Here is a 24,891-nt window from a genome sequence, read left to right as displayed (position 1 = left end):
GCGCCGCGGCCGGCCTCGCCGCCGTCTCCGGCACCGGGCTCGGCACCCGGGTCCGCCGCACCGGGCGTGCCACGCCGGGTGTGTTGCAAGACCGACACAAAAGCGGACCGAGCCTGCTGCCGCCCGGGGTGGAATGCGTAGGGTGCGGGGAAACCGCACACGGATGGTTGCGGGGCAATGCCGAGAGGGGACAGCGCGTGACGGTCAATATGACCAAGGGTCAGGCCATCAGCCTGCAGAAGGGCGACGGGGGGACCCTGACCGCGGTACGGATGGGGCTCGGCTGGCAGGCGGCTCCGCGCCGCGGCCTGTTCGGCTCGCGCACCCGCGAGGTCGACCTGGACGCCTCGGCGGTGCTCTTCGCCGACAAGCAGCCGGTCGACGTCGTGTTCTTCCGTCACCTCGTCAGCGATGACGGCTCGGTCAAGCACACCGGTGACAACCTGGTCGGCGGCGCGGGCTCCGGCGGCGACGACGAGGCGATCCTCGTCGACCTCCAGCGCGTTCCGGTCCACATCGACCAGATCGTCTTCACGGTGAACTCCTTCACCGGGCAGACGTTCCAGGAGGTCCGACACGCCTTCTGCCGCATCGTCGACGAGACCAACGGCCAGGAGCTCGCCCGGTACACGCTCGACGGCGGCGGCCAGTACACCGCCCAGATCATGGCGAAGGTGCACCGCGCGGGCAGCGGATGGCAGATGACGGCCCTCGGGAACCCGGCCAACGGCCGCACCTTCCAGGACCTGATGCCGTCGATCCTCCCGCACCTCTAGGGCGTGTTTCGAAGGTAGCGCCGTCCGCCCGGAGGGCGGGCTCGGCGGCGTCTGGTGCGTGCGATCGCAAGGCGGAGGGTCGCCCCGATACTGGAGTATCGGGGTGATCCCGACAACGCGGCGAGCGTGCGTGCCAGGCGTCGCCGAGCAGGCGGGACTTTCGAAACACGCCCTGGACCCGGACCGGCCGGCACGGCCCGGCATCGAGACGGGCAGGAGCAGCTCCCGGCGGCACCCGCCGCCGGGAGCTGTCCCACGCACGGCACTGACGTACACAGCCACGCACGGCACAGCACGAACGCGGCATCGCACGGCACCGCGCCCACGGGCGCGCGGGCCATGGTCGAGGGGGACAGGGCATTGACGGCCGAACTGGTCCGGGGGCAGAACCACACCTTGCCCCAGACCCGTCTGGAGATCCGGGTATCCGCGGGCACGCCCGTCGTCGCCGGAGCCACCCTCGGCGACGAGCGGGGCACGGTGCGCGGCGTCGAGTGGATCGCCCACCCCGGCTCGCCCCAGCTCCCCGGGCTCGAGGTCTCCCAGCAGGCGGCGGCCGACCACCGGCTCGCCGTCGACCTGGAGGCCCTGCCCGCCGGTGCCCACCGGGTCACCGTGCTGCTCGCCCTCCCCGTCGGGGTCGGCGGCCCGGCGCGGTTCGGCGCGGTCCCCGCCCCCTTCGTCTCTGTCACCGGGCTCGACGGCACCGAGATCGCCACCTTCACGCTCACCGGCCTGGACGCCGAGTCCGCGGTCAGCGCCCTGGAGCTCTACCGCCGCCAGGACGCCTGGAAGGTCCGCGCCGTCGGACAGGGGTATGCCGGCGGGCTCGCCGAGATGCTCGCCGACCAAGGCCTGGCCGAGTCCGCCGGGCTGGCCGGATCCATTCAGGAGGCCGTCACCCGGGGCCTGGCCCGCTCGGCGCCCCCGCCGCCGCCCCGTACTCCGGAAGGCGACCGCGTACGGCACGCGACTGGCTCCGCGGGCCATCGCCCGCCGACGTTGCCCCCGGCCCCGGAGCCCCCCGAGCCGCTGACCGACGCGGCGACCACAGGACCGGCGCACACTCCCCAGCCGCACGCCGCCCCGGGACCGGCCGCGGCGGGGACCCCCGCCGAGGGGCCCGTCAACTACGCGCACCCGCGACGGCAGCACGCCGCACCCCCGTCGCCCCCGCCCACCGCGCCTCCCGCCCCGTCGGGACAGGCCGCTCAGCCGGTCGCGGGCGACGCCACCGGCTGGTCGATGGACGAGCGCCTCTACAACCAGATCTGGGGCATGTTCGAGGATCTGGCCCGCGCCGTCGCCGCCTACCGCAGCGCCGTCGACTTCGCCGGGTCCCGGATGGACCAGGAGCTCGACCGGGCCCTGTCCGACCCGCGCAACCGGATCGGCGGTGCCGGCGACCGCGCCCGCGAGGAGGCCCGCGCCAAGCGCGACGAGCTGGCCTCCCGGGCCCGGGAGGCCCTCGACCGCGATCTGGCCCAGTTGGCCGCCGAGTCCGCCGTCGTCGAGCCCGCGCTCCCGGCCGCGTACGCCGGGTGGGGCAACCCCGTCTGGCACGCCCACCGCGTCCCCATGGAGATACCGATGGCCCTGCGCATCGGTGACCTCCACCTTCCCGAGCGCACCGACCTGCGCATCCCGCTCCTGGTCCGTCTGCCGCTGGAGCGGGGGATCTGGGTGGACAGCGGCCGGACCGCGTCCGAGGCGGCCGCCCTGATGGACGCGGACCGGCTGCGTCAGCTGGCCGTGGAGACCGCGGTCGCCCACGCGGCGCGGCTGCTCGCGGTGTATCCGCCCGGGGAGTTCGCGGTGCACGTCATCGATCCGGCGGGTTCGGCGGCCGGTCCGCTCGCGCCGCTGGTCGCCGCGGGCGTCCTCGCCGGGCCGCCCGCCGCCGGGCCCGGGGGAGTGGCCTCGGTCCTGGCCCACCTCATCCGGCGGGTGGACCTGGTGCAGATGGCGGTGCGGGCCGGGGCGGCCGACTCGCTGCCGCCCGACCTGGACACCGGCGAGCAGCTCCTGGTGGTCAACGACTTCCCGCACGGCTTCGACGACCGGGCCGTCACCCAGCTCCGCTATCTCGCCGACGAGGGCCCCTCGGCCGGGGTGCACCTGCTGATGGTCGCGGACCGGGAGGAGGCCAGTGCCTACGGGCCGGTTCTCGACCCGCTGTGGCGTTCGCTGTTGCGGATCACCCCGGTCGCCGACAGCCACCTCGCCGACCCCTGGGTCGGGCACGCCTGGACCTACGAGCCGTTGGCGATCCCGCCGGGCAGCCGCGTCCTGGAAGAGGTGCTCGCGGCGGTGGCTGCCGCCCGCCGGGCCGCTGGCCGTTGATGCGACATCTATCTGACCTGTGGTTTTGACGATTCCTTTACCGTTCTCTTTACCTTTTCTTGGTGATGCCTGTACTGTTCGGGGGACGGAGGGGAGTACTCCTTACGCGACGTCCCGTCAATACGGACCGTTCTCGGTCCCGGGGCGCCGGTCCAGGCGCGCACACCGCGCGCAGGGATGGAAGAGACCTCCGGCAGCGACGACGCTGATCAGTAGCCGTAGCAACTGCCGGAGGCGCAGTGGACGTTTCGTGGACCCTTTGGGCCCTGACCATCTTTGGTCTGTCGGCCTTGATCGCCGTCGACTTCTTCATCGGGCGCAAGCCTCATGACGTGTCGACCAAGGAAGCCGGAATCTGGACGATCGTCTGGATCGTGCTGGCAATCCTCTTCGGAGCCGGTCTCGCGGTCTTCGGTGAGACCCAGGCCTCCGGCGAGTTCTTCGCGGGATTCATCACCGAGAAGTCGCTGAGCGTCGACAACCTCTTCGTCTTCGTCCTGATCATGGCGAAGTTCTCGGTGCCCTCACACCTCCAGCAGCGCGTGCTGCTCATCGGTGTGCTCATCGCCCTGGTGCTCCGGGCGATCTTCATCGCCGCCGGCGCCGCCGTGATCGCGAACTTCTCGTGGGTGTTCTACATCTTCGGCGCGTTCCTGATCTACACCGCCTGGAAGCTCATCCAGGAGGCGCGTGCCGACGAGGAGGACGAGGAGTTCGAGGAGAACCGCCTCCTGAAGTCGATCGAGCACCGCTACGGCGTCGCCGACAAGTACCACGGCACCAAGCTCTTCATCCAGAACAACGGCAAGCGTGTCCTGACCCCGCTGATGGTGGTCATGCTCGCCATCGGTATGACGGACGTGCTGTTCGCGCTGGACTCCATCCCGGCGATCTTCGGCCTGACCCAGGACCCGTACATCGTCTTCACGGCCAACGCGTTCGCGCTGATGGGGCTGCGCCAGCTGTACTTCCTCATCGGCGGCCTGCTGAAGAAGCTGGTCCACCTCAGCTACGGCCTGTCGGTGATCCTCGGCTTCATCGGCGTCAAGCTGGTGCTGCACGCCCTGCACGAGTCCGGGGTGCACGTGCCCGAGATCTCCATCCCGTTCTCGCTCTCCGTCATCTGCGGCGTCCTGGTGATCACCACGATCACCAGCCTGATCGCCAACAAGAAGCGGGCGGCGGCCGAGGCGGAGGAGACCGCGAAGGCGGAGGCCGCCGGCCCGGCCGACGAGGAGAGCAAGAGCGTCAGCAGCTGACCCGGGGCCGCCCCGAGCGGCACAGGGACACACCGGCAGCGGCCGGGGTGGTAACGGCGAAGGCCGTCCACCCCGGCCGCTTTCGCGTGCGTACGGGCACGGGTGGTGTGCGCGGGCTACCAGCCGCGGGCGCGCCACTCGGGCAGCTGGGGCCGCTCGTCGCCGAGCGTCGTGTCGTGCCCGTGGCCCGGGTAGACCCACGTCTCGTCGGGCAGCCGGTCGAACAGCTTCGTCTCGACGTCGCGCAGGAGGCTCGCGAACGCCTTCGGATCCTGGTTCGTGTTCCCGACCCCGCCGGGGAAGAGGCAGTCCCCGGTGAACAGGTGCGGGGCGCCGTGCGGGTCGTCGTAGACCAGGGCGATGGAGCCCGGGGTGTGACCGGCCAGATGGCGGGCGGTCAGCCCGACCCGGCCGACGGTGATCGTGTCGCCGTCCTCGACCAGGACGTCGGTCGGAACCGGGATGCCCTCGGCGTCGTAGCGGCCCGCGTACGTCCGGGCACCGGTCGCCCCGACCACCTGGGCCAGCGCCTGCCAGTGGTCCCCGTGCTGATGCGTGGTGACGACGGACGCGATGCCGTCGTCACCGATCAGCGCGAGCAGGGTCTCCGGCTCGGCGGCCGCGTCGATCAGCAGCTGCTCGCCTGTCGCCCGGCAGCGCAGCAGATAGGCGTTGTTGTTCATCGCGCCGACGGCCACCTTGGAGATCATCAGATCCGTCAGTTCGTGCACGCTCGCCGGTCCGCCGACCTTCACCGCTCCGCTGTACGTCATGCGGCCCAGCCTATAGCGGGGGCAGCGTGGGCAGGGGGCCTCCGGCCACGGTCAGGGCGGAGCCGTCACGACGGCCGCAGAGCCAGCCCAGCAGTTCGACGGCGGGCCCCTGCACCGTCACCAGGGCGCTCGGCGGGCCGCCGCCCGTGCTCCAGGTGCGGCCGTCCCGGTCGGTCAGCGCGGTGGCGGGCACGTCCTGGTTGCCGGAGAAGCGGTCGGTCAGGAAGGCGATCTCCCGCGACACGAATTCCGCCGGCAGGTCCTCCAGCTCGTAGCCGATGTCCAGGTCGACGTGGTGCAGCTCCAGCTCGACCCAGCGCCGGAACGGGACCCGGGCCGCGGAGTCCGTCACGCCGTTGCGCAGGGTGACCGTACGGGACCAGTCGGCGGGTTCGGCGGCGACCGCGAGGAAGCCGTCCGCGCTCTCCCGCAGGTCGGTCAGCTGCTCGGCCGCCGGGCGGGGGGCGCCGTCGGCGATGTCGGCGTCCCGGGTTTCGCTGCTCGCGTACATCGGGAGGCCCCGGAGAACATTTCCGAGCGCGTCGGCGTTACGTGACAAGTGGGCCAGTACGTGGCCCCGACTCCATCCGGGCAACCGTGACGCCTCGGCGACCGAGGCGTTGTCCAGTTCGCCGGCTGCGTCGAGCAGCCGTTCGGTCGCCCCGCGTACAGCTCCCAGGTCGTGCGCATGATCAATCATGCGACCGAGCCTAGCTCTGCCACTCATTCGGGTGAAGGAGGCGAAGGTCGGCCGTAAATCGAATGTGCGTGCTATACGCTCGGAATCGAAAGCTTTCCTACACCGCTGTGGCGCCCCCCATACCCTGGGAGAGGGGCTCAGTTCCCCCGCTTCTCTCTAGAAAGGTGCGGACCGGCGTGGCCGACCGTCTCATCGTCCGTGGCGCGCGCGAGCACAACCTGAAGAACGTCTCGCTCGACCTGCCCCGTGACTCCCTCATCGTCTTCACCGGGCTCTCCGGGTCGGGCAAGTCGTCGCTCGCGTTCGACACGATCTTCGCCGAGGGGCAGCGCCGCTACGTGGAGTCGCTCTCCTCGTACGCCCGGCAGTTCCTCGGCCAGATGGACAAGCCGGACGTCGACTTCATCGAAGGCCTCTCCCCGGCGGTCTCCATCGACCAGAAGTCGACCTCGCGCAACCCGCGCTCGACGGTCGGCACCATCACCGAGGTCTACGACTACCTCCGGCTGCTCTTCGCCCGCATCGGCAAGCCGCACTGCCCCGAGTGCCACCGCCCCATCTCCCGCCAGTCGCCGCAGGCCATCGTCGACAAGGTCCTCGGCCTGCCCGAGGGCAGCCGCTTCCAGGTCCTCTCGCCGCTGGTGCGCGAGCGCAAGGGCGAGTTCGTCGACCTCTTCGCCGACCTCCAGACCAAGGGCTACAGCCGGGCCAGGGTGGACGGCGCCACGATCCAGCTCGCCGAGCCGCCCACGCTCAAGAAGCAGGAGAAGCACACCATCGAGGTGGTCGTCGACCGCCTCACCGTCAAGGACGGCGCCAAGCGCCGGCTGACCGACTCCGTCGAGACCGCGCTCGGCCTCTCCGGCGGCATGGTCGTGCTCGACTTCGTCGACCTGCCCGAGGACGACCCCGAGCGCGAGCGGATGTTCTCCGAGCACCTCTACTGCCCGTACGACGACCTCTCCTTCGAGGAGCTGGAGCCGCGCTCCTTCTCCTTCAACTCGCCCTTCGGCGCCTGCCCCGACTGCACCGGCATCGGCACGCGCATGGAGGTCGACCCGGAGCTGATCGTCCCGGACGAGGAGAAGTCCCTCGACGAGGGCGCGATCCACCCCTGGTCCCACGGCCACACCAAGGAGTACTTCGGCCGCCTGATCGGCGCGCTCTCCGAAGCCCTCGGCTTCCGTACGGACATCCCCTGGGCCGGGCTGCCGCAGCGGGCGAAGAAGGCCCTGCTCTTCGGCCACAAGATCCAGACCGAGGTCCGCTACCGCAACCGCTACGGGCGCGAGCGCGCCTACACCACCCCCGCCTTCGAGGGCGCGGTGCAGTTCGTCAAGCGGCGGCACACCGAGGCCGAGAGCGACTCCAGCCGGGAGCGCTTCGAGGGCTACATGCGCGAGGTGCACTGCCCGACCTGTGAGGGCACCCGGCTCAAGCCGATCGTGCTCGCGGTGACGGTGATGGAGAAGTCCATCGCCGAGGTCGCCGCGATGTCGATCAGCGAGTGCGCCGAGTTCCTCGGCCGCCTCAAGCTGAACGCCCGCGACAAGAAGATCGCCGAGCGGGTGCTCAAGGAGGTCAACGAGCGGCTGAAGTTCCTCGTCGACGTCGGCCTCGACTACCTCTCGCTGAACCGCGCGGCCGGCACCCTGTCCGGCGGCGAGGCCCAGCGCATCCGGCTGGCCACCCAGATCGGCTCCGGCCTGGTCGGCGTGCTGTACGTCCTGGACGAGCCGTCCATCGGCCTGCACCAGCGCGACAACCACCGGCTCATCGAGACCCTGGTCCGGCTCCGCGACATGGGCAACACACTCATCGTCGTCGAGCACGACGAGGACACCATCAAGGTCGCCGACTGGGTCGTCGACATCGGCCCCGGCGCCGGTGAGCACGGCGGCAAGGTCGTCCACTCCGGCTCGCTCAAGGAGCTGCTGGCCAACAAGGACTCGATCACCGGCCAGTACCTGTCCGGCAAGCGGGCCATCCCGACCCCGGACATCCGCCGCCCGGTCGACCCGGCCCGCAGACTCACCGTGCACGGCGCCCGGGAGAACAACCTCCAGGACATCGACGTCTCCTTCCCGCTCGGCGTCCTCACCGCCGTCACCGGCGTCTCCGGCTCCGGGAAGTCGACCCTGGTCAACGACATCCTCTACACCCACCTGGCCCGCGAGCTGAACGGCGCCAAGTCGGTCCCCGGCCGGCACACCCGGGTCGACGGCGACGACCTCGTCGACAAGGTGGTGCACGTCGACCAGTCGCCGATCGGCCGGACCCCCCGGTCCAACCCGGCGACCTACACCGGAGTCTTCGACCACGTCCGCAGGCTCTTCGCCGAGACGATGGAGGCGAAGGTGCGTGGCTATCTGCCGGGCCGCTTCTCCTTCAACGTCAAGGGCGGCCGCTGCGAGAACTGCTCCGGTGACGGCACCATCAAGATCGAGATGAACTTCCTGCCCGACGTGTACGTCCCGTGCGAGGTCTGCCACGGAGCGCGCTACAACCGGGAGACCCTGGAGGTCCACTACAAGGGCAAGTCCATCGCCGAGGTGCTGGACATGCCGATCGAGGAGGGCCTGGAGTTCTTCGAGGCCGTCCCGACGATCGCCCGCCACCTCCGTACGCTCAACGAGGTCGGCCTCGGATACGTGCGGCTGGGCCAGTCCGCGCCGACCCTTTCCGGTGGTGAGGCGCAGCGCGTCAAGCTGGCGAGCGAGCTCCAGAAGCGCTCCACCGGGCGCACGGTCTACGTCCTGGACGAGCCGACCACCGGTCTGCACTTCGAGGACATCAGCAAGCTGATCACCGTGCTCTCCGGCCTGGTGGACAAGGGCAACACGGTGATCGTCATCGAGCACAACCTCGACGTGATCAAGACCGCCGACTGGGTCGTCGACATGGGCCCCGAGGGCGGCAACGGCGGTGGCCTGGTCGTCGCCGAGGGAACGCCGGAGCAGGTCGCCTCGGTCCCCGCCAGCCACACCGGGAAGTTCCTCCAGTCCATCCTGGACGCGGACCGGGTCAGCGAGGCCGCGGTCCCCTCCGGGCGAGGGACGGCCCGCAAGCCGGCCGCCCGTAAGGCCGCCCCGGCGAAGAAGACGGCCGCCGCGGCCAAGAAGGCCACGACGGCCAAGGCGAAGAACGCCACGGGGGCCAAGGCCGGTACGACCAGGACGGCCGCGGCGAAGAAGGCCACCCGCGCCCGCAAGGCCTGAGCGAGGGCCCTCGGGCCTCTCGTCGAACCGCCTATGCCGCCGACGGCGGTCCCCTCAGCAAGATGGGGGCCGCCGTCGCCCGTCGAAGGGGCGCGTTCCGGCCCGGTCGCAGGGCTTCCGATCCCCGCCGGTATCGTCGGTTCTGTCACCGCACGCAGGGCCGCCGTCGTCGCACCACCCTGCCCGGCGGCCCCGATCCACCGTGATCCACCCCGAACAACGACCCGTGGAGCCCGCATGCCCGGTCTGCCCGCCGCCCGCCGTACCGTCCTGAAGGGTGCCGCGCTCGCTGGTGCCGCCGGGCTGGGAGCGGCCGCCTGCTCCACCGATTCCAAGCTCGGCCACGCCAAGAACCCCACCCCCACCGCGCCCGTCGACCTCGGGGCCGCGTCCGAGGTGCCCGTCGGCGGAGCCAAGCTCTACCGCGAGCAGCGCCTGGTCGTCGTCTGCCCGGCGAAGGGCGAGTACAAGGCGTTCAGCGCCCAGTGCACCCACGGCGGCTGCGTCCTGGACAAGGTCGAGGGCACCGAGGGCCACTGCCCCTGCCACGGCAGCCTCTTCGACATGACCACCGGCCAGCCGGTGAAGGGCCCGGCCACCGTGCCGCTGCCCGCCGTCCCGGTCACCGCCGAGGGCGGAAAGCTCGTCGCGGGCCCCGACGCCTGAGCGCCCCCGCCGAAGCTCTCACTCCCAGCCCCAGTCGATCCCGATCAGCCCCGGCCGCACACCCTCCTCCACCAGGTGTACGGTCCGGTGCCGACCGGTCAGCGTGAGATCCCCCCCGAGCCCAGCGCGCCGCCCCCCGTCTCCTCAGACGGCCAGAAGGCCTCCCTGTGGACCGTCCCCGGGGCGGACGGGGGCGATCGGTGGCAGGTGGTGAACATCGCCACCGGCGACGACGAGGCCCGCTACACCGCACAGGGGGCCCGCGCGCTCCCCGGCGGCACCGTGTTCCGCGAACCGCACATAGACGCCTGGTACGCCCACGTCGACTCCCGGGTGCTCCCGCTGGACGAGGACGCGAAGGCCGCCGTGGGAGCGAGGGGCACCGCGCTCAGCGCCTACCGGATGCGGGTCCAGGAGGCGTACGGCGACAAACTGCCGGGCTCCGGATACGCCCGCTCCGGCAAGGCGGGCGGCTACGGCCCCGAGGCCGCCACCGGCAGCGGGGGAGCCCCGCAGGCCGCCCCCGGTCCGGGGCCCGGCGGCCGGCCGGGCCCCGGACACCGTCGGGAGCTTCGCGCTCGCCGGTACGGCGTCCGGTTCGCCGGACACGGCCCCGACCGCCGTCTCCACCACCGCCGGGGCCGGGGCGCTGCTCGCCCTGGCCCTCCGCGGGGCCGCCGCCGTACGCCGCAACAACCGCACCGGGCGATCCCCGGCCACGGACGCCTGAGCGGCGGCCCACCGGCCCGCAGGACCGCGCTCCGGGGTGCGAACACCCCGCGGCACCCCGGAAGCGCGGCACACCCGAGGACGACGCGCTGTCACTGCCCGCAAGTAGGGTGTGAGACATGGCAGACCCCTCCAGCTACCGCCCCAAGCCGGGACAGATCCCCGACTCCCCGGGGGTCTACAAATTCCGCGACGAGCACCGCCGGGTGATCTACGTCGGGAAGGCCAAGAACCTGCGCCAGCGCGTGGCCAACTACTTCCAGGACCTCGCCGGCCTCCATCCGCGTACGCGCACGATGGTCACCACCGCCGCCTCCGTCGAGTGGACGGTCGTCTCCACCGAGGTCGAGGCGCTCCAGCTGGAATACTCCTGGATCAAGGAGTTCGACCCCCGGTTCAACGTCAAGTACCGCGACGACAAGAGCTATCCCTACCTCGCGGTCACGTTCAACGAGGACTTCCCCCGCGTCCAGGTCATGCGCGGCGCCAAGAAGAAGGGCGTGCGCTACTTCGGTCCCTACGGCCACGCCTGGGCGATCCGCGAGACGGTCGACCTGATGCTGCGGGTCTTCCCCGTCCGCACCTGCTCCGCCGGGGTCTTCAAGAACGCCGCGCGCACCGGCCGCCCCTGCCTGCTGGGCTACATCGGCAAGTGCTCGGCCCCCTGCGTCGGCCGGGTCACCCCCGAGGAACACCGGGAGCTGGCCGAGGACTTCTGCGACTTCATGGCCGGTCGCACGGGCACCTACATCCGCCGTCTGGAGAAGGACATGATGCAGGCGGCCGAGGAGATGGAGTACGAGCGGGCCGCCCGCCTCCGCGACGACGCCGAGGCCCTCAAGCGGGCCATGGAGAAGAGCGCCGTCGTCCTCGCCGACGCCACCGACGCCGACCTGATCGCCGTCGCCGAGGACGAGCTGGAGGCCGCCCTCCAGATCTTCCACGTCCGCGGCGGCCGGGTGCGCGGCCAGCGCGGCTGGGTCACCGACAAGGTCGAGGCGGTCGACACCTCCGGCCTCGTCGAGCACGCCCTCCAGCAGCTGTACGGCGAGGAGCGCGGCGACGCCGTCCCCAAGGAGGTCCTGGTCCCCGCCCTGCCCGAGGACACCGAAGCGGTCTCCCAGTGGCTCGCCGAGCGCCGGGGCTCCCAGGTCAGCCTGCGCATCCCGCAGCGCGGCGACAAGAAGGACCTCATGGCCACGGTCCAGCGCAACGCCCAGCAGGCGCTCGGGCTGCACAAGACCAAGCGCGCCTCCGATCTGACCACCCGCTCCCGCGCCCTGGAGGAGATCGCCCAGGCGCTGGGTCTGGACACCGCCCCGCTGCGCATCGAGTGCTACGACATCTCCCACCTCCAGGGCGACGACGTGGTGGCCTCCATGGTGGTCTTCGAGGACGGCCTCGCCCGCAAGAGCGAGTACCGCCGCTTCCAGATCAAGGGCTTCGAGGGCCAGGACGACGTCCGCTCGATGCACGAGGTGATCGGCCGGCGGTTCAAGCGCTACCTGCAGGACAAGGAGCGCATGGGGGAGTGGGAGGAGCAGCCGGCGGCCGCCCCGGCCGCCGGGCCCGCCGCCACCGGCCCCGTCCCCGCGGTCGTCCCGGCCGCCGACGACGGCGAGCCCCGGGAGGACGACGGCCGGCCCAAGCGGTTCGCCTACCCGCCGCAGCTCGTCGTCGTCGACGGCGGGCAGCCCCAGGTCGCCGCCGCCAAGCGCGCCCTGGACGAGCTGGGCATCGACGACATCGCCGTCTGCGGCCTCGCCAAGCGCCTCGAAGAGGTCTGGCTCCCCGACGACGACGATCCCGTGGTCCTGCCCCGCTCCAGCGAGGGCCTCTACCTCCTCCAGCGCGTCCGGGACGAGGCCCACCGCTTCGCCATCACCTACCAGCGCGCCAAACGCGCCAAGCGCATCCGCTCCAGCCCTCTTGACGACGTGGCCGGCCTCGGCGAGACCCGGAAGCAGGCGCTGATCAAGCATTTCGGCTCGGTGAAGAAGCTCCGGCAAGCGACAATCGACGAGATCCGCGAGGTCCCCGGGATAGGGCGGAGGACGGCGGAATCGGTGGCCGCGGCCCTCGCCTCGACCGCTCCCGCGGCACCGGCCGTGAACACGGCCACAGGAGAGATCATCGAAGAGGACGACGGGGGCAGCTCATGACCGGGAACAGCCACGAGACCGCGCGGAACAACGCCGACCGGAACACCGCAGGACCAGCAGACACCGCAGACCGAGCAGACGGAGCAGCAGACGTGAGTACGAACACCCCGAACGAGACGGGTGACGCGGCCATCCCCGAGCTGGTGATCATCTCCGGGATGTCGGGCGCCGGCCGCAGCACCGCCGCCAAGTGTCTGGAGGACCTCGGCTGGTTCGTCGTCGACAACCTGCCGCCCGCGCTGATCCCCACCATGGTGGAGCTCGGCGCCCGCTCCCAGGGCAACGTGGCACGCATCGCCGTCGTGGTCGACGTGCGCGGCCGGCGCTTCTTCGACAACCTCCGCGAATCCCTCGCGGACCTGGAGGCCAAGCACGTCACCCGGCGGATCGTCTTCCTGGAGTCCTCCGACGACGCCCTCGTGCGCCGCTTCGAGTCCGTCCGCCGCCCCCACCCCCTCCAGGGCGACGGCCGCATCGTCGACGGCATCGCGGCCGAGCGCGACCTGCTGCGCGAGCTGCGCGGCGACGCCGACCTGGTCATCGACACCTCCAGCCTCAACGTGCACGAGCTGCGGGCCAAGATGGACGCCCAGTTCGCGGGCGACTCGGAGCCGGAGCTGCGGGCCACGGTGATGTCCTTCGGCTACAAGTACGGCCTGCCCGTCGACGCCGACCTGGTCGTCGACTGCCGCTTCCTGCCCAACCCGCACTGGGTCCCCGAGCTGCGCCCCTTCACCGGCGTCAACGAGGAGGTGTCCGACTACGTCTTCGACCAGCCGGGCGCCAAGGAGTTCCTCAACCAGTACACGGAGCTGCTCCAGCTGATCGCCGCGGGCTACCGCCGCGAGGGCAAGCGGTACGTCACCATCGCGGTCGGCTGCACCGGCGGCAAGCACCGCTCCGTCGCCATGTCGGAGAAGCTCTCGGCCCGCCTCGCCTCCGAAGGCGTCGAGACCGTCCTCGTGCACCGGGACATGGGGCGAGAGTGACCGGACGCAATCTGCGGATGCGGCGCCTGAGCCGCGCCACCTCGGCGCTCTCCGGCCGCAAGCGCGGTGCTCAGCCCAAGGTCGTCGCGCTCGGCGGCGGCATGGGTCTCTCGGCGTCCCTGACGGCGCTGCGCCGGATCACCGGCGATCTCACGGCCGTGGTCACCGTCGCCGACGACGGCGGCTCCAGCGGCCGGCTGCGCGAGGAGCTGGGCGTCCTGCCCCCCGGCGACCTGCGCAAGGCGCTCGCCGCGCTGTGCGGCGACGACGACTGGGGCCGCACCTGGTCCCGGGTCATCCAGCACCGTTTCGAGTCCAAGGGCGACCTCCACGAGCACGCGGTCGGCAATCTGCTGATCGTGGCCCTCTGGGAGCAGCTCGGCGACCCTGTCCAGGCGCTCGACCTGGTCGGCAGGCTGCTCGGCGCGCACGGGCGGGTGCTGCCGATGTCGGCCGTCCCGCTGGAGCTCCAGGCGCTGGTCAAGGGCCACGACCCCGACCTGCCCGACGCGATCGTCACCGTGCGCGGCCAGGCCACGGTGGCGCTCACACCCGGCGAGGTGCAGTCGGTGCACGTCGTCCCGCCCGACCCGCCGGCCGTCCCGGAAGCCGTGGAAGCGGTCCTGGACGCCGACTGGGTGGTGCTCGGTCCCGGCTCTTGGTTCTCCTCCGTGATCCCGCATCTGCTCGTACCGGAACTGCTCGACGCCCTGGTCACCACGAAGGCCCGCAAGGTCCTCTCGTTGAACCTCGCACCCCAGCCCGGTGAAACAGAAGGCTTCTCACCGCAGCGTCATTTGGAGGTTTTGGGGCGACACGCCCCTAAACTCGCCTTGGACGTGGTGCTGGCCGATGAGGCCGCCGTGCCCGACCGTGAGTCCCTCGTCGATGCCGCCAGGCGGCTCGGAGCCGCGGTCGAGCTGGCGCCGGTGGCATCGCCCGACGGCGTTCCGGTCCATGATCAGGAGCTGTTGGCCGCCGCGTACGACCGTATTTTTCGGATGCATGGAAGGATCGGCCCATGGCGATGACGCCAGCGGTGAAGAACGAAATCTCTCATCTTCCCGTCACCCGGACCTGCTGCAGGAAAGCAGAGGTCTCGGCGATTCTTCGGTTCGCGGGCGGGCTGCACCTGGTGAGCGGCCGGATTGTGATCGAGGCGGAGCTCGACACCGGGAACGCGGCTCGCCGGCTCAAGCGCGACATCCTGGAGATCTTCGGGCACAGCTCGGAGCTGATCGTGATGGCCCCCGGCGGACTGCGGCGCGGCTCGCGCTTCGTCGTACGGGTGGTGGCGGGCGGCGACCAGCTGGCCCGCCAGACCGGTCTGGTCGACGGCCGCGGCCGTCCGATCCGGGGGCTGCCCCCGCAGGTGGTCTCGGGGGCCACCTGCGACGCCGAGGCGGCCTGGCGCGGTGCCTTCCTCGCCCACGGCTCGCTCACCGAGCCCGGCCGCTCCTCCTCGCTGGAGGTCACCTGCCCGGGACCGGAGGCGGCCCTCGCCCTGGTCGGGGCGGCGCGCCGGCTCTCCATCGCCGCCAAGGCCCGCGAGGTGCGCGGCGTGGACCGCGTCGTGGTCCGCGACGGCGACGCGATCGGCGCCCTGCTGACCCGGCTCGGCGCCCATGACGCGGTCCTCGCCTGGGAGGAGCGCCGGATGCGGCGAGAGGTCCGCGCCACGGCCAACCGGCTCGCCAATTTCGACGACGCGAACCTGCGTCGCTCGGCCCGCGCTGCGGTCGCCGCCGGGGCCCGGGTGGGGCGCGCGCTGGAGATCCTCGGCGAGGAGGTCCCCGAGCACCTCGCCGCAGCGGGACGGCTGCGCATGGAGCACAAGCAGGCATCCCTGGAGGAGCTGGGCGCGCTCGCCGACCCGCCGCTGACCAAGGACGCGGTCGCCGGCCGGATCCGCCGGCTGCTGGCGATGGCCGACAAGCGGGCCCAGGATCTGGGCATCCCGGGGACCGAGTCGACCCTCAGCGAGGAGCTCGCCGACGGCCTGGTCGGCTGACGAGGCCGACTCGGCGGCGGCCGGGGGGCGTTGGTCCCGGACCCGCAGGGACCCGGGTCCCGCACCACCACGACCCAGGCCCCGACGGGCGTGACGGAGGTCCGTACTCCTACTGGCGAGTACGGACCTCCGGCCGTTGGCCGGTGGCGCACAGGGGCCCTCTCGATGTCACTCCCGGGGCCTTGGAGAGGTAGGGTCGGAAGCGGTCGGGGACATCCCTATACAACTCGCCGGCGTCGAAAACCGGCGTACCTAACGAGGAGATCGGTTCGTGACGATCCGCGTAGGCATCAACGGCTTCGGCCGCATCGGTCGCAACTACTTCCGCGCGCTGCTCGAGCAGGGTGCGGACATCGAGATCGTGGCTGTCAACGACCTGGGTGACACTGCGACCACGGCCCACCTGCTGAAGTACGACACCATTCTGGGTCGCCTCAAGGCAGAGGTCAGCCACACCGCCGACACCATCACCGTCGATGGTCACACCGTCAAGGTGCTCTCCGAGCGCAACCCGGCCGACATCCCCTGGGGTGAGCTGGGCGTCGACATCGTCATCGAGTCGACCGGCATCTTCACCAAGAAGGCCGACGCCGAGGAGCACATCGCGGGCGGCGCCAAGAAGGTCCTCATCTCGGCTCCGGCCAAGGACGAGGACATCACCATCGTGATGGGCGTCAACCAGGACCAGTACGACGCGGCCAACCACAACGTCATCTCCAACGCCTCCTGCACCACCAACTGCGTGGCGCCGATGGCCAAGGTCCTCGACGAGAACTTCGGCATCGTCAAGGGTCTGATGACGACGGTCCACGCGTACACCAACGACCAGCGGATCCTGGACTTCCCGCACTCGGACCTGCGTCGCGCCCGCGCCGCCGCCGAGAACATCATCCCGACCACCACCGGCGCCGCCAAGGCCACGGCCCTGGTCCTCCCGCAGCTCAAGGGCAAGCTCGACGGTATCGCGATGCGTGTCCCGGTCCCGACCGGCTCCGCCACCGACCTGGTCGTCACCCTCCAGCGCGAGGTCACCAAGGACGAGGTCAACGCCGCGTTCAAGAAGGCCTCCGACGACGGGTCCCTCAAGGGCTTCCTGACGTACACCGAGGACCCGATCGTCTCCTCGGACATCGTCGGCGACCCGTCGTCCTGCACCTTCGACTCCTCCCTGACCATGGTCCAGGAGGGCAGCACGGTGAAGATCCTCGGCTGGTACGACAACGAGTGGGGCTACTCCAACCGCCTCGTCGACCTCACGGTCTTCGTCGGCGAGCAGCTCTGATCCTCGGATCGGCAGGCACATCGATGTAAGGGGCTCGACCGGTGCAACGACGCGCCGGTCGAGCCCCTTTGCCGACACGCCCTAGCATGCTCATCGGTCCTTCCAAGGAGTGAACGGAACAGATGAAGACGATCGACGAACTTCTCGCCGAAGGGGTCGCGGGCAAGCGGGTATTCGTCCGCGCCGACCTCAACGTGCCGCTGGACGGCACCACGATCACCGACGACGGCCGGATCCGCGCCGTCGTCCCGACGGTCGCCAAGCTCGCCGAGGCCGGCGCGCGCGTCGTCGTCGCCTCGCACCTCGGCCGCCCCAAGGGCGCCCCCGACCCCGCCTACTCGCTGGCGCCCGCCGCCGCACGCCTGGGTGAACTCCTCGGCGCCGAGGTCGCCTTCGCCGCCGACACGGTCGGCGAGTCCGCCCGCGCCACGGTCGCCGGCCTCACCGACGGTGAGGTCGCCGTCATCGAGAACCTCCGCTTCAACGCCGGCGAGACGTCCAAGGACGATGCCGAGCGCGGCGCCTTCGCCGATCAGCTGGCCGAGCTCGCCGACGTCTACGTGGGCGACGGCTTCGGTGCGGTGCACCGCAAGCACGCCTCGGTCTTCGACCTCCCGGCGCGGCTCCCGCACTACGCGGGCTACCTCATCGCCACCGAGGTCGGTGTCCTGAAGAAGCTCACCACCGACGTGAAGCGGCCGTACGCGGTCGTCCTCGGCGGCGCCAAGGTCTCCGACAAGCTCGGCGTGATCGACCACCTGCTGGAGCGGGCCGACCGCATCCTGATCGGCGGCGGCATGGCGTACACCTTCCTCAAGGCCCAGGGCCACGAGGTCGGCAGCTCGCTGCTCCAGGAGGACCAGATCCCGGCCGTACAGGAGTACCTGCGGCGCGCCGAGGCGAAGGGCGTGGAGTTCGTCCTCCCCGTCGACGTCGTGGTCGCCCCCGCCTTCCCTGACCTGAAGACCAAGGCCCCGGCCAACCCCAGCACCGTCGCCGCCGACGCCATTCCGGCCGGCCAGATGGGGCTGGACAACGGCCCCGAGACCAACAAGCTCTACGCATCGAAGCTCGCCGACGCGGCCACCGTCTTCTGGAACGGCCCGATGGGCGTCTTCGAACACCCCGACTTCGCCGACGGCACCCGCGCGGTCGCCCAGGCGCTCGTCGACTCGTCGGCCTTCAGCGTCGTCGGCGGTGGCGACTCCGCCGCGGCCGTTCGCATCCTGGGCTTCGACGAGAATGCTTTCGGACATATTTCGACCGGTGGCGGCGCGAGTCTCGAGTACCTCGAGGGCAAGACGCTTCCCGGCCTCGCCGCACTGGAGGACTGACCTTTCATGACCACCCGCACCCCGCTGATGGCGGGCAACTGGAAGATGAACCTCAACCACCTCGAGGCCATCGCCCACGTCCAGAAGCTCTCCTTCGCGCTGGCCGACAAGGACTACGAGGACGTCGAGGTCGCCGTCCTCCCGCCCTTCACCGACCTGCGCTCCGTGCAGACCCTGGTCGACGGCGACAAGCTGAAGATCAAGTACGGCGCCCAGGACATCTCGGCGCACGACTCCGGCGCGTACACCGGTGAGATCTCCGGCTCGATGCTCGCCAAGCTGCGCTGCACGTACGTGGCCGTCGGCCACAGCGAGCGCCGCCAGTACCACGGCGAGAACGACGAGATCTGCAACGCCAAGGTGAAGGCCGCCTACCAGCACGGCCTGACCCCGATCCTCTGCGTCGGCGAGGGCCTGGACATCCGCAAGGCCGGTGACCAGGTCTCCTACACGCTCGCGCAACTCGACGGCGCCCTCAAGGACATCCCGGCCGAGCAGGCCGAGTCCATCGTCATCGCCTACGAGCCGGTCTGGGCCATCGGGACCGGCGAGGTCGCCACCCCCGAGGACGCCCAGGAGGTCTGCGGTGCGATCCGCCGCCGGCTGGCCGAGCTGTACTCGCAGGAGCTGGCCGACGCCGTCCGCATCCAGTACGGCGGCTCCGTGAAGTCCGGCAACGTCGCGGCCATCATGGCGCAGCCCGACGTGGACGGCGCCCTCATCGGCGGCGCCGCACTGGACGCCGACGAGTTCGTCAAGATCGTCCGCTTCCGCGACCAGTGAGTATGCGGTAGCGCCGATCCGTCGTACCCTTGCGGGGGCCGAGGGGGTTGTCACCCTCCGGCCCCCGCTGTACGCACAGGCAGTAATCGAGAAATCCGGAAAGTAGGGACCAGCCGTGATTCTGGCGTTCCAGATCGCCCTGATCGTCTTCAGCCTGCTGCTGATGCTGCTGGTGCTCATGCACAAGGGCAAGGGCGGCGGTCTCTCCGACATGTTCGGTGGCGGAATGCAGTCCTCCGTCGGTGGCTCCTCGGTCGCCGAACGTAACCTCGACCGGATCACCGTGGTGGTCGGTCTGGTCTGGTTCGCGTGCATTGTCGTCCTCGGTCTGCTCATCAAGCTGGACAGCTGACCCGTCGTCCGCGATTCCCGGTGAGGGTGTAACTCCTTCCACTGGACGCGCGTTGGGCCTTACGTAGACTGGGGCATCCTCGAGCACCATCACGCAGGGAGTTACGACCGTGGCAAGTGGCAACGCGATCCGGGGAAGCCGGGTCGGAGCGGGGCCGATGGGGGAGGCGGAGCGGGGCGAGTCCGCGCCGCGCGCCCGCATCTCCTTCTGGTGCTCGAACGGGCACGAGACGCAGCCGAGCTTCGCCCATGACGCGCAGGTGCCGGACATCTGGGACTGCCCGCGCTGCGGCTTCCCGGCCGGCCAGGACAAGGACAGCCCTCCAGTATCGGGGCGACCCTCCGCCTTGCGATCGCACGCACCAGACGCCGCCGAGCCCGCCCTCCGGGCGGACGGCGCTCCTTTCGAAACACGCCCTAGTGCCGTGACAGGCAACGTTCGCCCCGTCGCGAACGCCCGGCACGCACCTCCGCTGCACCGGCCGAACCCCAAGTACGTCCAGTACACCGAGAGCCCGCACCGGACGCCACTCCTTGACGGGCGAACGGCGCCTGCCACGGCACCAGCCGCCTCCCCCTCGTAACAGCTGCACGGACCACCCAGTCGTTCACCGGCCGGGCACCCCACGGGTGTCCGGCCGTATCGCGTTCCCGCGCCACCACCCTCCTCCGCGCCGCCCGCCACCTCGATCAATTAGGTTGGAGGGGCAGCGGGGATGCTGAGTGACGAGAAGAAGTGGGCTGATATCCGGGATGAACGCAGCAAGCCGAACCAAGCTCAACCAGACGTCCGAGTGGACGGCTCTCGCGGAGCACCGTGAGGAGCTCGGCGCTCCCCAGCTGCGCGAGCTGTTCGCGCGGCAGCAGGACCGCGGCACCGCCTACACCCTGCGGGTCGGCGACCTCCACCTCGACTACTCCAAGCACCTGGTCACCGACGAGACGCTGCGCCTGCTGCGCGAGCTCGCCGCCGCCACCGGGGTCGCGGAGCTGCGGGACGCGATGTTCCGCGGCGAGAAGATCAACACCACCGAGGACCGGGCGGTCCTGCACACCGCGCTCCGCGCCCCGCGCGACGCGGTCGTCGAGGTCGACGGCGAGAACGTCGTACCCGCCGTGCACGCCGTCCTGGACAAGATGGCCGGTTTCGCCGAGAAGGTCCGGTCCGGGCAGTGGACCGGCCACACCGGAAAGCCCGTCAAGAACATCGTCAACATCGGCATCGGCGGCTCCGACCTCGGACCCGCCATGGCGTACGAGGTGCTGCGCTCCTTCACGGACCGCGCGATCACCGTCCGCTTCGTCTCCAACGTGGACGGCGCCGACCTGCACGAGGCGGTCCGCGACCTCGACCCGGCCGAGACGCTGTTCGTCATCGCCTCGAAGACGTTCACGACGATCGAGACCATCACCAACGCCACCTCCGCCCGGGACTGGCTGCTGACCGAGCTGAAGGCCGGTCAGGACGCCGTCGCCCGGCACTTCGTGGCGCTGTCGACCAACGCCGGGAAGGTCGAGGAGTTCGGCATCGACACGGCCAACATGTTCGAGTTCTGGGACTGGGTCGGCGGCCGCTATTCCTTCGACTCGGCGATCGGCCTCTCGCTGATGGCCGCCATCGGCCCGGACCGCTTCCGCGAGATGCTCGACGGTTTCCACCTCGTCGACGAGCACTTCCGCACCGCCCCGCCCGAGGAGAACGCCCCGCTCCTCCTCGGCCTCCTCGGCGTCTGGTACGGCAACTTCTTCGACGCCCAGTCACACGCGGTGCTGCCCTACAGCCACTACCTGTCCCGGTTCACCGCGTACCTCCAGCAGCTCGACATGGAGTCCAACGGCAAGTCCGTCGACCGCGACGGCAACCCCGTGGACTGGCAGACCGGACCGGTCGTCTGGGGCACGCCCGGCACCAACGGGCAGCACGCGTACTACCAGTTGATCCACCAGGGCACCAAGCTGATCCCGGCGGACTTCATCGGCTTCGCCGCCCCGGTCCACGACCTGCTGCCCGGGCTGATCGGCCAGCACGACCTGCTGATGGCCAACTTCTTCGCCCAGACCCAGGCCCTCGCCTTCGGCAAGACGCCGGAGGAGGTCCGGGCGGAGGGCGTGCCCGAGGAGCTCGTCCCGCACAAGACGTTCCGGGGCAACCACCCCACGACGACGATCCTCGCCGACAGGCTGACCCCCTCGGTCCTCGGCCAGCTCATCGCGCTCTACGAGCACAAGGTCTTCGTCCAGGGCGCCATCTGGAACGTCGACTCCTTCGACCAGTGGGGCGTCGAGCTCGGCAAGGTCCTCGCCAAGAAGATCGAACCGCTCCTGACCGGTGACGGGAGCGAAGGCGCGGACGCCGGGCAGCTGGACAGCTCCACAGCCGCCCTGGTCGACGCCTACCGCACCCTGCGCGGGCGCTGAGCCGATGCCACAGGGGGAGGGGACGGCGGTAGTGCTGCGGCCGCCGCGCAACACGCTGAACGAGCGCGCCGTCGGCTGGTGGCGGGTCCAGTGGCTGTTGATGACGGCCGTGCACGTCCTGCCGCTCGCGGTGCTGGGCGCGCTGATCGGGTCGGCCCGGTTCTGGCTGCTGCTGTCCGCCGCGGTCCTGGCCGTGGCGGGGGCGGCGGCCACCGTCCTCTTCCCCCTGTGGTGGTTCCGTACGCACCGCTGGGAGATCACCGAGGACGCGGTGTACGTCCGCACCGGGTTCTTCTGGCAGGAGTGGCGGATCGCCCCGATGTCCCGGATCCAGACCGTGGACACCGTGCGCGGCCCGCTGGAGCAGCTCTACCGGCTCGCCACCGTCACGGTCACCACCGCCTCCGCCAAGGGCGCGGTCCGGATCCAGGGACTCGACCACGAGGTCGCCGCCGACCTCGCCCAGCAGCTCACCCGCATCACCCGCGACACCCCCGGCGACGCCACATGAGCACCGCCGCCCCGCCCGCCGACTGGCGCCGCCTCGACCCCCGTACGGTCCTGGTCACCGCACTCGTCGTGGCGGGCGTCGTCGCGGGCGCCGCGATCCCGGTCACGCTCGGGCTCACCCGATGGTTCGGCCTCCCGGCCGCCGTGCTCCAGGTGCTCGCCGGAGCCGTCCTGGTCATCGGGGCCGCGGCGGGCGCCGACCGCGTCCGCTGGCACCGCACCCGCTACCGCGTCGGCGAGGAGCGCGTCGAACTCCACACCGGCCTCCTTCTCGTCAAGCGCCGCTCCCTGGCCCGGACCCGCATCCGCACGGTCGACCTCACCGCCAACCTGATGCTGCGCCTCCTCGGCCTGGTCACCGTCAGGATCGGCACCGGCGAACAGGGCCACGACTCCACCCTCGAACTGGACCCGGTCACCCGCACCGAGGGCGAGCGGCTACGCCGCCTCCTCCTGGAGCACACCGCACCGCCCGGCATCCACCGCGAGGGAGAACTGGCCGTCCTGGACCCCCGCTGGATCCGTTACGCCCCGGTCTCCTTCGTCGCCCCGATGCTCGGCGGCGCCGCCGTCGGCGCCGTGCTCCAGGTCAGCGACTGGGTCGGCGCCCAGGGCGAGGTCATCGAGTGGGTCGGCGACCGCTTCCGGGAGACCCCGCTGCTCTGGGTGGTCATCGCCCTGGTCCTGGCCGCCTTGGTCGCGGGCGTCGTCGGAGCGCTCGGCCTCTGGATCGAGATGTGGTGGAACTACCGCCTGGAGCGCGAGCCGGGCGGCACCCTGCGGGTCCGGCGCGGACTGTTCACCTCGCGGTCCATCTCCGTCGAGGAGGCCCGGCTGCGCGGCGTCGACCTGGTCGAACCGCTGGGCGTGCGGCTGGTCGGCGCGGCCCGCCTCGACGCCATCACCACCGGCCTCGCCAAGGACCACGAGGCGAAGAACGCCGACCACAACACCCTGCTCCCGGCCGCGCCCCGGACCCGGGCCGACGCCGTCGCCGCCGATGTCCTGCGCGAGACGGCCACCCCGACCGGCGCCGCGCTCACCCCTCACCCGCGCGCCGCCCGGGGCCGCAGAGTGCGCTGGTCGCTCGCCGCGGTCCTGGGCCCGGTCCTCGTCCTGACCGTCCTCGGGGCGCTGCTCACCCCCGTGCTGCTGTGGATCGCGCTCGGCTGCACGGTGGTCCTCGTCCCCGTCGCGGTGGCGCTCGCCCTGGACGCGTACCGGGGGCTCGGACACGCGCTCTCCGGGCGCTACCTGGTCACCCGCTCCGGTACGGTCCGCCGCTCCACCGCCGCCCTGGAGCGGGCCGGGGTGATCGGCTGGACGGTCAGGCAGTCGGTCTTCCAGCGGCGGGCCGGCCTGCTGAGCATCACGGCCACCACGGCCGCCGGCGGGGGCGCGTACACGGCGTACGACACCGACGCTTCCGAGGGCCTCACCTTCGCCGCCGAGGCCGTACCAGGGCTGCTGGAGCCCTTCCTGGAGCGCGTCGAGCACACCGGCCCGTGAGATCGGCCGATGGGCGCGCTCCCGCAGGCCACATCGGGAGAATCGCAGGCGTTCGGCCCGCCGCCCGTCCTGTTCTGTCCGCCGCCGTCCATGCCGGGACGGCTCCTACGGAGGGGCGGCGGAGTGCCGGACGTGTACGGGATCATGCTGGACGCCGAGTTGAGCAGAGCGTTCGACGTGTGGTCCGGCTATCTGAACGCCCGGACCGGCGAGGACCCTCAGGTCCGCGCACGACTGCGCGACACGTTGCTGTCGGCCCGTACGGCCGCCGCCGAGGGCGAGTCCGCGCGCGCACGTGCCCTGGTGGCGGAGATGTACGACGACGCCCGGGACGCCGGCCTCCCCTGGGCTCCCGTGTCGTCCGGCCCCCGCGCCGCGGACCGGGAGGCCCGCGACTACGCCAAGGACGAGCTGCGGCAGGTGCTTTCCGTGGCTCTGCGCGAGGATCTCGACAGCGTCGCGATCTACCTGAGGGTCACGCGCCGTCGCCTCGGGGCCGCTTCCGGCCTCGACGCCGCCACCCGCGAGGACATCCTCTACGTATCGGCCCGCGCCGGGATGGCCCTCGATCTCGGCCACCTGCCGGCGGCGCGCCGGGAGCTCGAACGACTTGAGGGAATCGCCCGACGCTGCGGCGTGGAGCGCTGAGGAGCTCCAGGAGACGCTCGAAGGCCACCCGACAGGCTCTCAGGCTCAGCCGCCGTGCGTCGTGTCGATGACGCAGAAGCGGTTGCCCTCGGGGTCGGCGAGCACCACGAAGTCCGGGTCCGGGGGGTACAGCTCCCACGCGACCCTTTCGGCACCGAGCCCGATCAGCCGCTCCACCTCGGCCTCCTGGGTGTCGGAGCAGAGGTCGAGGTGGACCCGGGGGACCTCCTGCACGGGGGAGGTGGAGCGCCCCAACGCCACGCCGACGCCGGGCCCTTCGGCCGGGACCAGGACCACCCAGTCGTCCGTTCCCGGCTCGCGCTCGGTGTACGTGAGCGCCGCCTTCCAGAAGGCGGCGGCCCGCCTCACGTCGCTCGCGCCCATCACCACGGTTCCGATATGCACCATGGGGTGAGCCTTTCACGCAGCA

The 24,891-nt window shown here is 71.1% G+C and carries 20 protein-coding genes and 2 pseudogenes; 19 read left to right on the top strand and 3 right to left on the bottom strand.

What is annotated here, in order from left to right:
* Positions 1–197 precede the first annotated feature (197 nt).
* From IG90_RS0134180 to IG90_RS0134170, 3 genes are all read left to right on the top strand, one after another.
* Positions 198–776: a TerD family protein gene (locus tag IG90_RS0134180; RefSeq protein WP_030593684.1), complete on the top strand. Its 579-nt coding sequence runs from the start codon at positions 198–200 to the stop codon at positions 774–776.
* A 360-nt stretch (positions 777–1,136) separates the two neighbouring features.
* Positions 1,137–3,119 carry a TerD family protein gene (locus tag IG90_RS0134175; RefSeq protein WP_030593681.1) on the top strand — a complete coding sequence of 661 codons (1,983 nt, stop codon included), beginning with the start codon at positions 1,137–1,139 and terminating at the stop codon, positions 3,117–3,119.
* 239 nt (positions 3,120–3,358) lie between these two features.
* Positions 3,359–4,378 carry a TerC family protein gene (locus IG90_RS0134170; RefSeq protein ID WP_030593677.1) on the top strand — a complete coding sequence of 340 codons (1,020 nt, stop codon included), beginning with the start codon at positions 3,359–3,361 and terminating at the stop codon, positions 4,376–4,378.
* Positions 4,379–4,494: 116 nt separating this feature from the next.
* Here the strand turns inward: IG90_RS0134170 and IG90_RS0134165 are convergent, their stop codons facing one another.
* Together IG90_RS0134165 and IG90_RS0134160 are read right to left on the bottom strand one after the other, a co-directional pair.
* Positions 4,495–5,151: an MBL fold metallo-hydrolase gene (locus IG90_RS0134165; protein ID WP_030593674.1), complete on the bottom strand. Its 657-nt coding sequence runs from the start codon at positions 5,149–5,151 to the stop codon at positions 4,495–4,497.
* A 10-nt stretch (positions 5,152–5,161) separates the two neighbouring features.
* Positions 5,162–5,851, bottom strand: a complete 690-nt coding sequence (locus IG90_RS0134160) for a maleylpyruvate isomerase family mycothiol-dependent enzyme (RefSeq protein WP_030593672.1) — start codon at positions 5,849–5,851, stop codon at positions 5,162–5,164.
* Positions 5,852–6,027: 176 nt separating this feature from the next.
* Here IG90_RS0134160 and uvrA point away from each other — a divergent pair, with 176 nt between their 5' ends.
* The 16 genes and pseudogenes from uvrA (at position 6,028) to IG90_RS0134090 (ending at position 24,461) form a co-directional block, all read left to right on the top strand.
* On the top strand, positions 6,028–9,069 hold the full coding sequence (gene uvrA, locus IG90_RS0134155) for an excinuclease ABC subunit UvrA (RefSeq protein ID WP_030593668.1): 3,042 nt from the start codon (positions 6,028–6,030) through the stop codon (positions 9,067–9,069).
* A gap of 237 nt (positions 9,070–9,306) precedes the next feature.
* Positions 9,307–9,735 (top strand): Rieske (2Fe-2S) protein, encoded by a 429-nt coding sequence (locus tag IG90_RS0134150; RefSeq protein ID WP_030593666.1) that lies wholly within the window; start codon positions 9,307–9,309, stop codon positions 9,733–9,735.
* A 126-nt stretch (positions 9,736–9,861) separates the two neighbouring features.
* Positions 9,862–10,465, top strand: a pseudogene (locus IG90_RS46390) (hypothetical protein); the annotation flags it as partial.
* A 118-nt stretch (positions 10,466–10,583) separates the two neighbouring features.
* Positions 10,584–12,626 (top strand): excinuclease ABC subunit UvrC, encoded by a 2,043-nt coding sequence (uvrC, locus tag IG90_RS0134145; protein WP_030593663.1) that lies wholly within the window; start codon positions 10,584–10,586, stop codon positions 12,624–12,626.
* Positions 12,623–13,615: an RNase adapter RapZ gene (gene rapZ / locus IG90_RS0134140; RefSeq protein WP_078585508.1), complete on the top strand. Its 993-nt coding sequence runs from the start codon at positions 12,623–12,625 to the stop codon at positions 13,613–13,615. The genes uvrC and rapZ overlap by 4 nt, the downstream gene beginning before the upstream one ends.
* Positions 13,612–14,646, top strand: coding sequence for a gluconeogenesis factor YvcK family protein (locus IG90_RS0134135; protein WP_030593657.1), 1,035 nt, complete (start codon positions 13,612–13,614; stop codon positions 14,644–14,646). The genes rapZ and IG90_RS0134135 overlap by 4 nt, the downstream gene beginning before the upstream one ends.
* The gene (whiA, locus tag IG90_RS0134130) at positions 14,637–15,626 is read left to right on the top strand and encodes a DNA-binding protein WhiA (RefSeq protein ID WP_003969868.1); all 990 of its coding nucleotides are present in this window, start codon (positions 14,637–14,639) and stop codon (positions 15,624–15,626) included. Before IG90_RS0134135 ends, whiA begins: the two co-directional genes overlap by 10 nt.
* Before the next feature lie 271 nt (positions 15,627–15,897).
* A complete protein-coding gene (gene gap / locus IG90_RS0134125) occupies positions 15,898–16,908 on the top strand; it encodes a type I glyceraldehyde-3-phosphate dehydrogenase (RefSeq protein WP_030593655.1) in 1,011 nt (336 codons plus the stop codon).
* Positions 16,909–17,030: 122 nt separating this feature from the next.
* Complete coding sequence (locus IG90_RS0134120; RefSeq protein WP_030593653.1) at positions 17,031–18,242, top strand: phosphoglycerate kinase; 1,212 nt, start codon at positions 17,031–17,033, stop codon at positions 18,240–18,242.
* 6 nt (positions 18,243–18,248) lie between these two features.
* The gene (tpiA, locus tag IG90_RS0134115; RefSeq protein WP_030593650.1) at positions 18,249–19,025 is read left to right on the top strand and encodes a triose-phosphate isomerase; all 777 of its coding nucleotides are present in this window, start codon (positions 18,249–18,251) and stop codon (positions 19,023–19,025) included.
* Between the two features lie 115 nt (positions 19,026–19,140).
* Positions 19,141–19,377, top strand: a complete 237-nt coding sequence (secG, locus tag IG90_RS0134110; protein WP_030593646.1) for a preprotein translocase subunit SecG — start codon at positions 19,141–19,143, stop codon at positions 19,375–19,377.
* A 157-nt stretch (positions 19,378–19,534) separates the two neighbouring features.
* Positions 19,535–19,709 (top strand): annotated as a pseudogene (locus IG90_RS42825) (RNA polymerase-binding protein RbpA); the annotation flags it as partial.
* A 420-nt stretch (positions 19,710–20,129) separates the two neighbouring features.
* Positions 20,130–21,794: a glucose-6-phosphate isomerase gene (gene pgi / locus IG90_RS0134105; protein WP_030593643.1), complete on the top strand. Its 1,665-nt coding sequence runs from the start codon at positions 20,130–20,132 to the stop codon at positions 21,792–21,794.
* A gap of 4 nt (positions 21,795–21,798) precedes the next feature.
* Positions 21,799–22,305: a PH domain-containing protein gene (locus IG90_RS0134100; protein ID WP_030593641.1), complete on the top strand. Its 507-nt coding sequence runs from the start codon at positions 21,799–21,801 to the stop codon at positions 22,303–22,305.
* Positions 22,302–23,813, top strand: a complete 1,512-nt coding sequence (locus tag IG90_RS0134095; protein WP_030593638.1) for a PH domain-containing protein — start codon at positions 22,302–22,304, stop codon at positions 23,811–23,813. Before IG90_RS0134100 ends, IG90_RS0134095 begins: the two co-directional genes overlap by 4 nt.
* A gap of 123 nt (positions 23,814–23,936) precedes the next feature.
* Positions 23,937–24,461: a hypothetical protein gene (locus IG90_RS0134090; protein WP_030593635.1), complete on the top strand. Its 525-nt coding sequence runs from the start codon at positions 23,937–23,939 to the stop codon at positions 24,459–24,461.
* Positions 24,462–24,506: 45 nt separating this feature from the next.
* Here IG90_RS0134090 and IG90_RS0134085 read toward each other — a convergent pair whose 3' ends face one another.
* Complete coding sequence (locus IG90_RS0134085; protein ID WP_030593633.1) at positions 24,507–24,869, bottom strand: VOC family protein; 363 nt, start codon at positions 24,867–24,869, stop codon at positions 24,507–24,509.
* Positions 24,870–24,891: the final 22 nt, after the last annotated feature.

Source organism: Streptomyces anulatus (assembly GCF_000721175.1).
Classification (GTDB): domain Bacteria; phylum Actinomycetota; class Actinomycetes; order Streptomycetales; family Streptomycetaceae; genus Streptomyces; species Streptomyces anulatus_C.
This window is presented reverse-complemented; position numbering and strand designations above follow the sequence as displayed.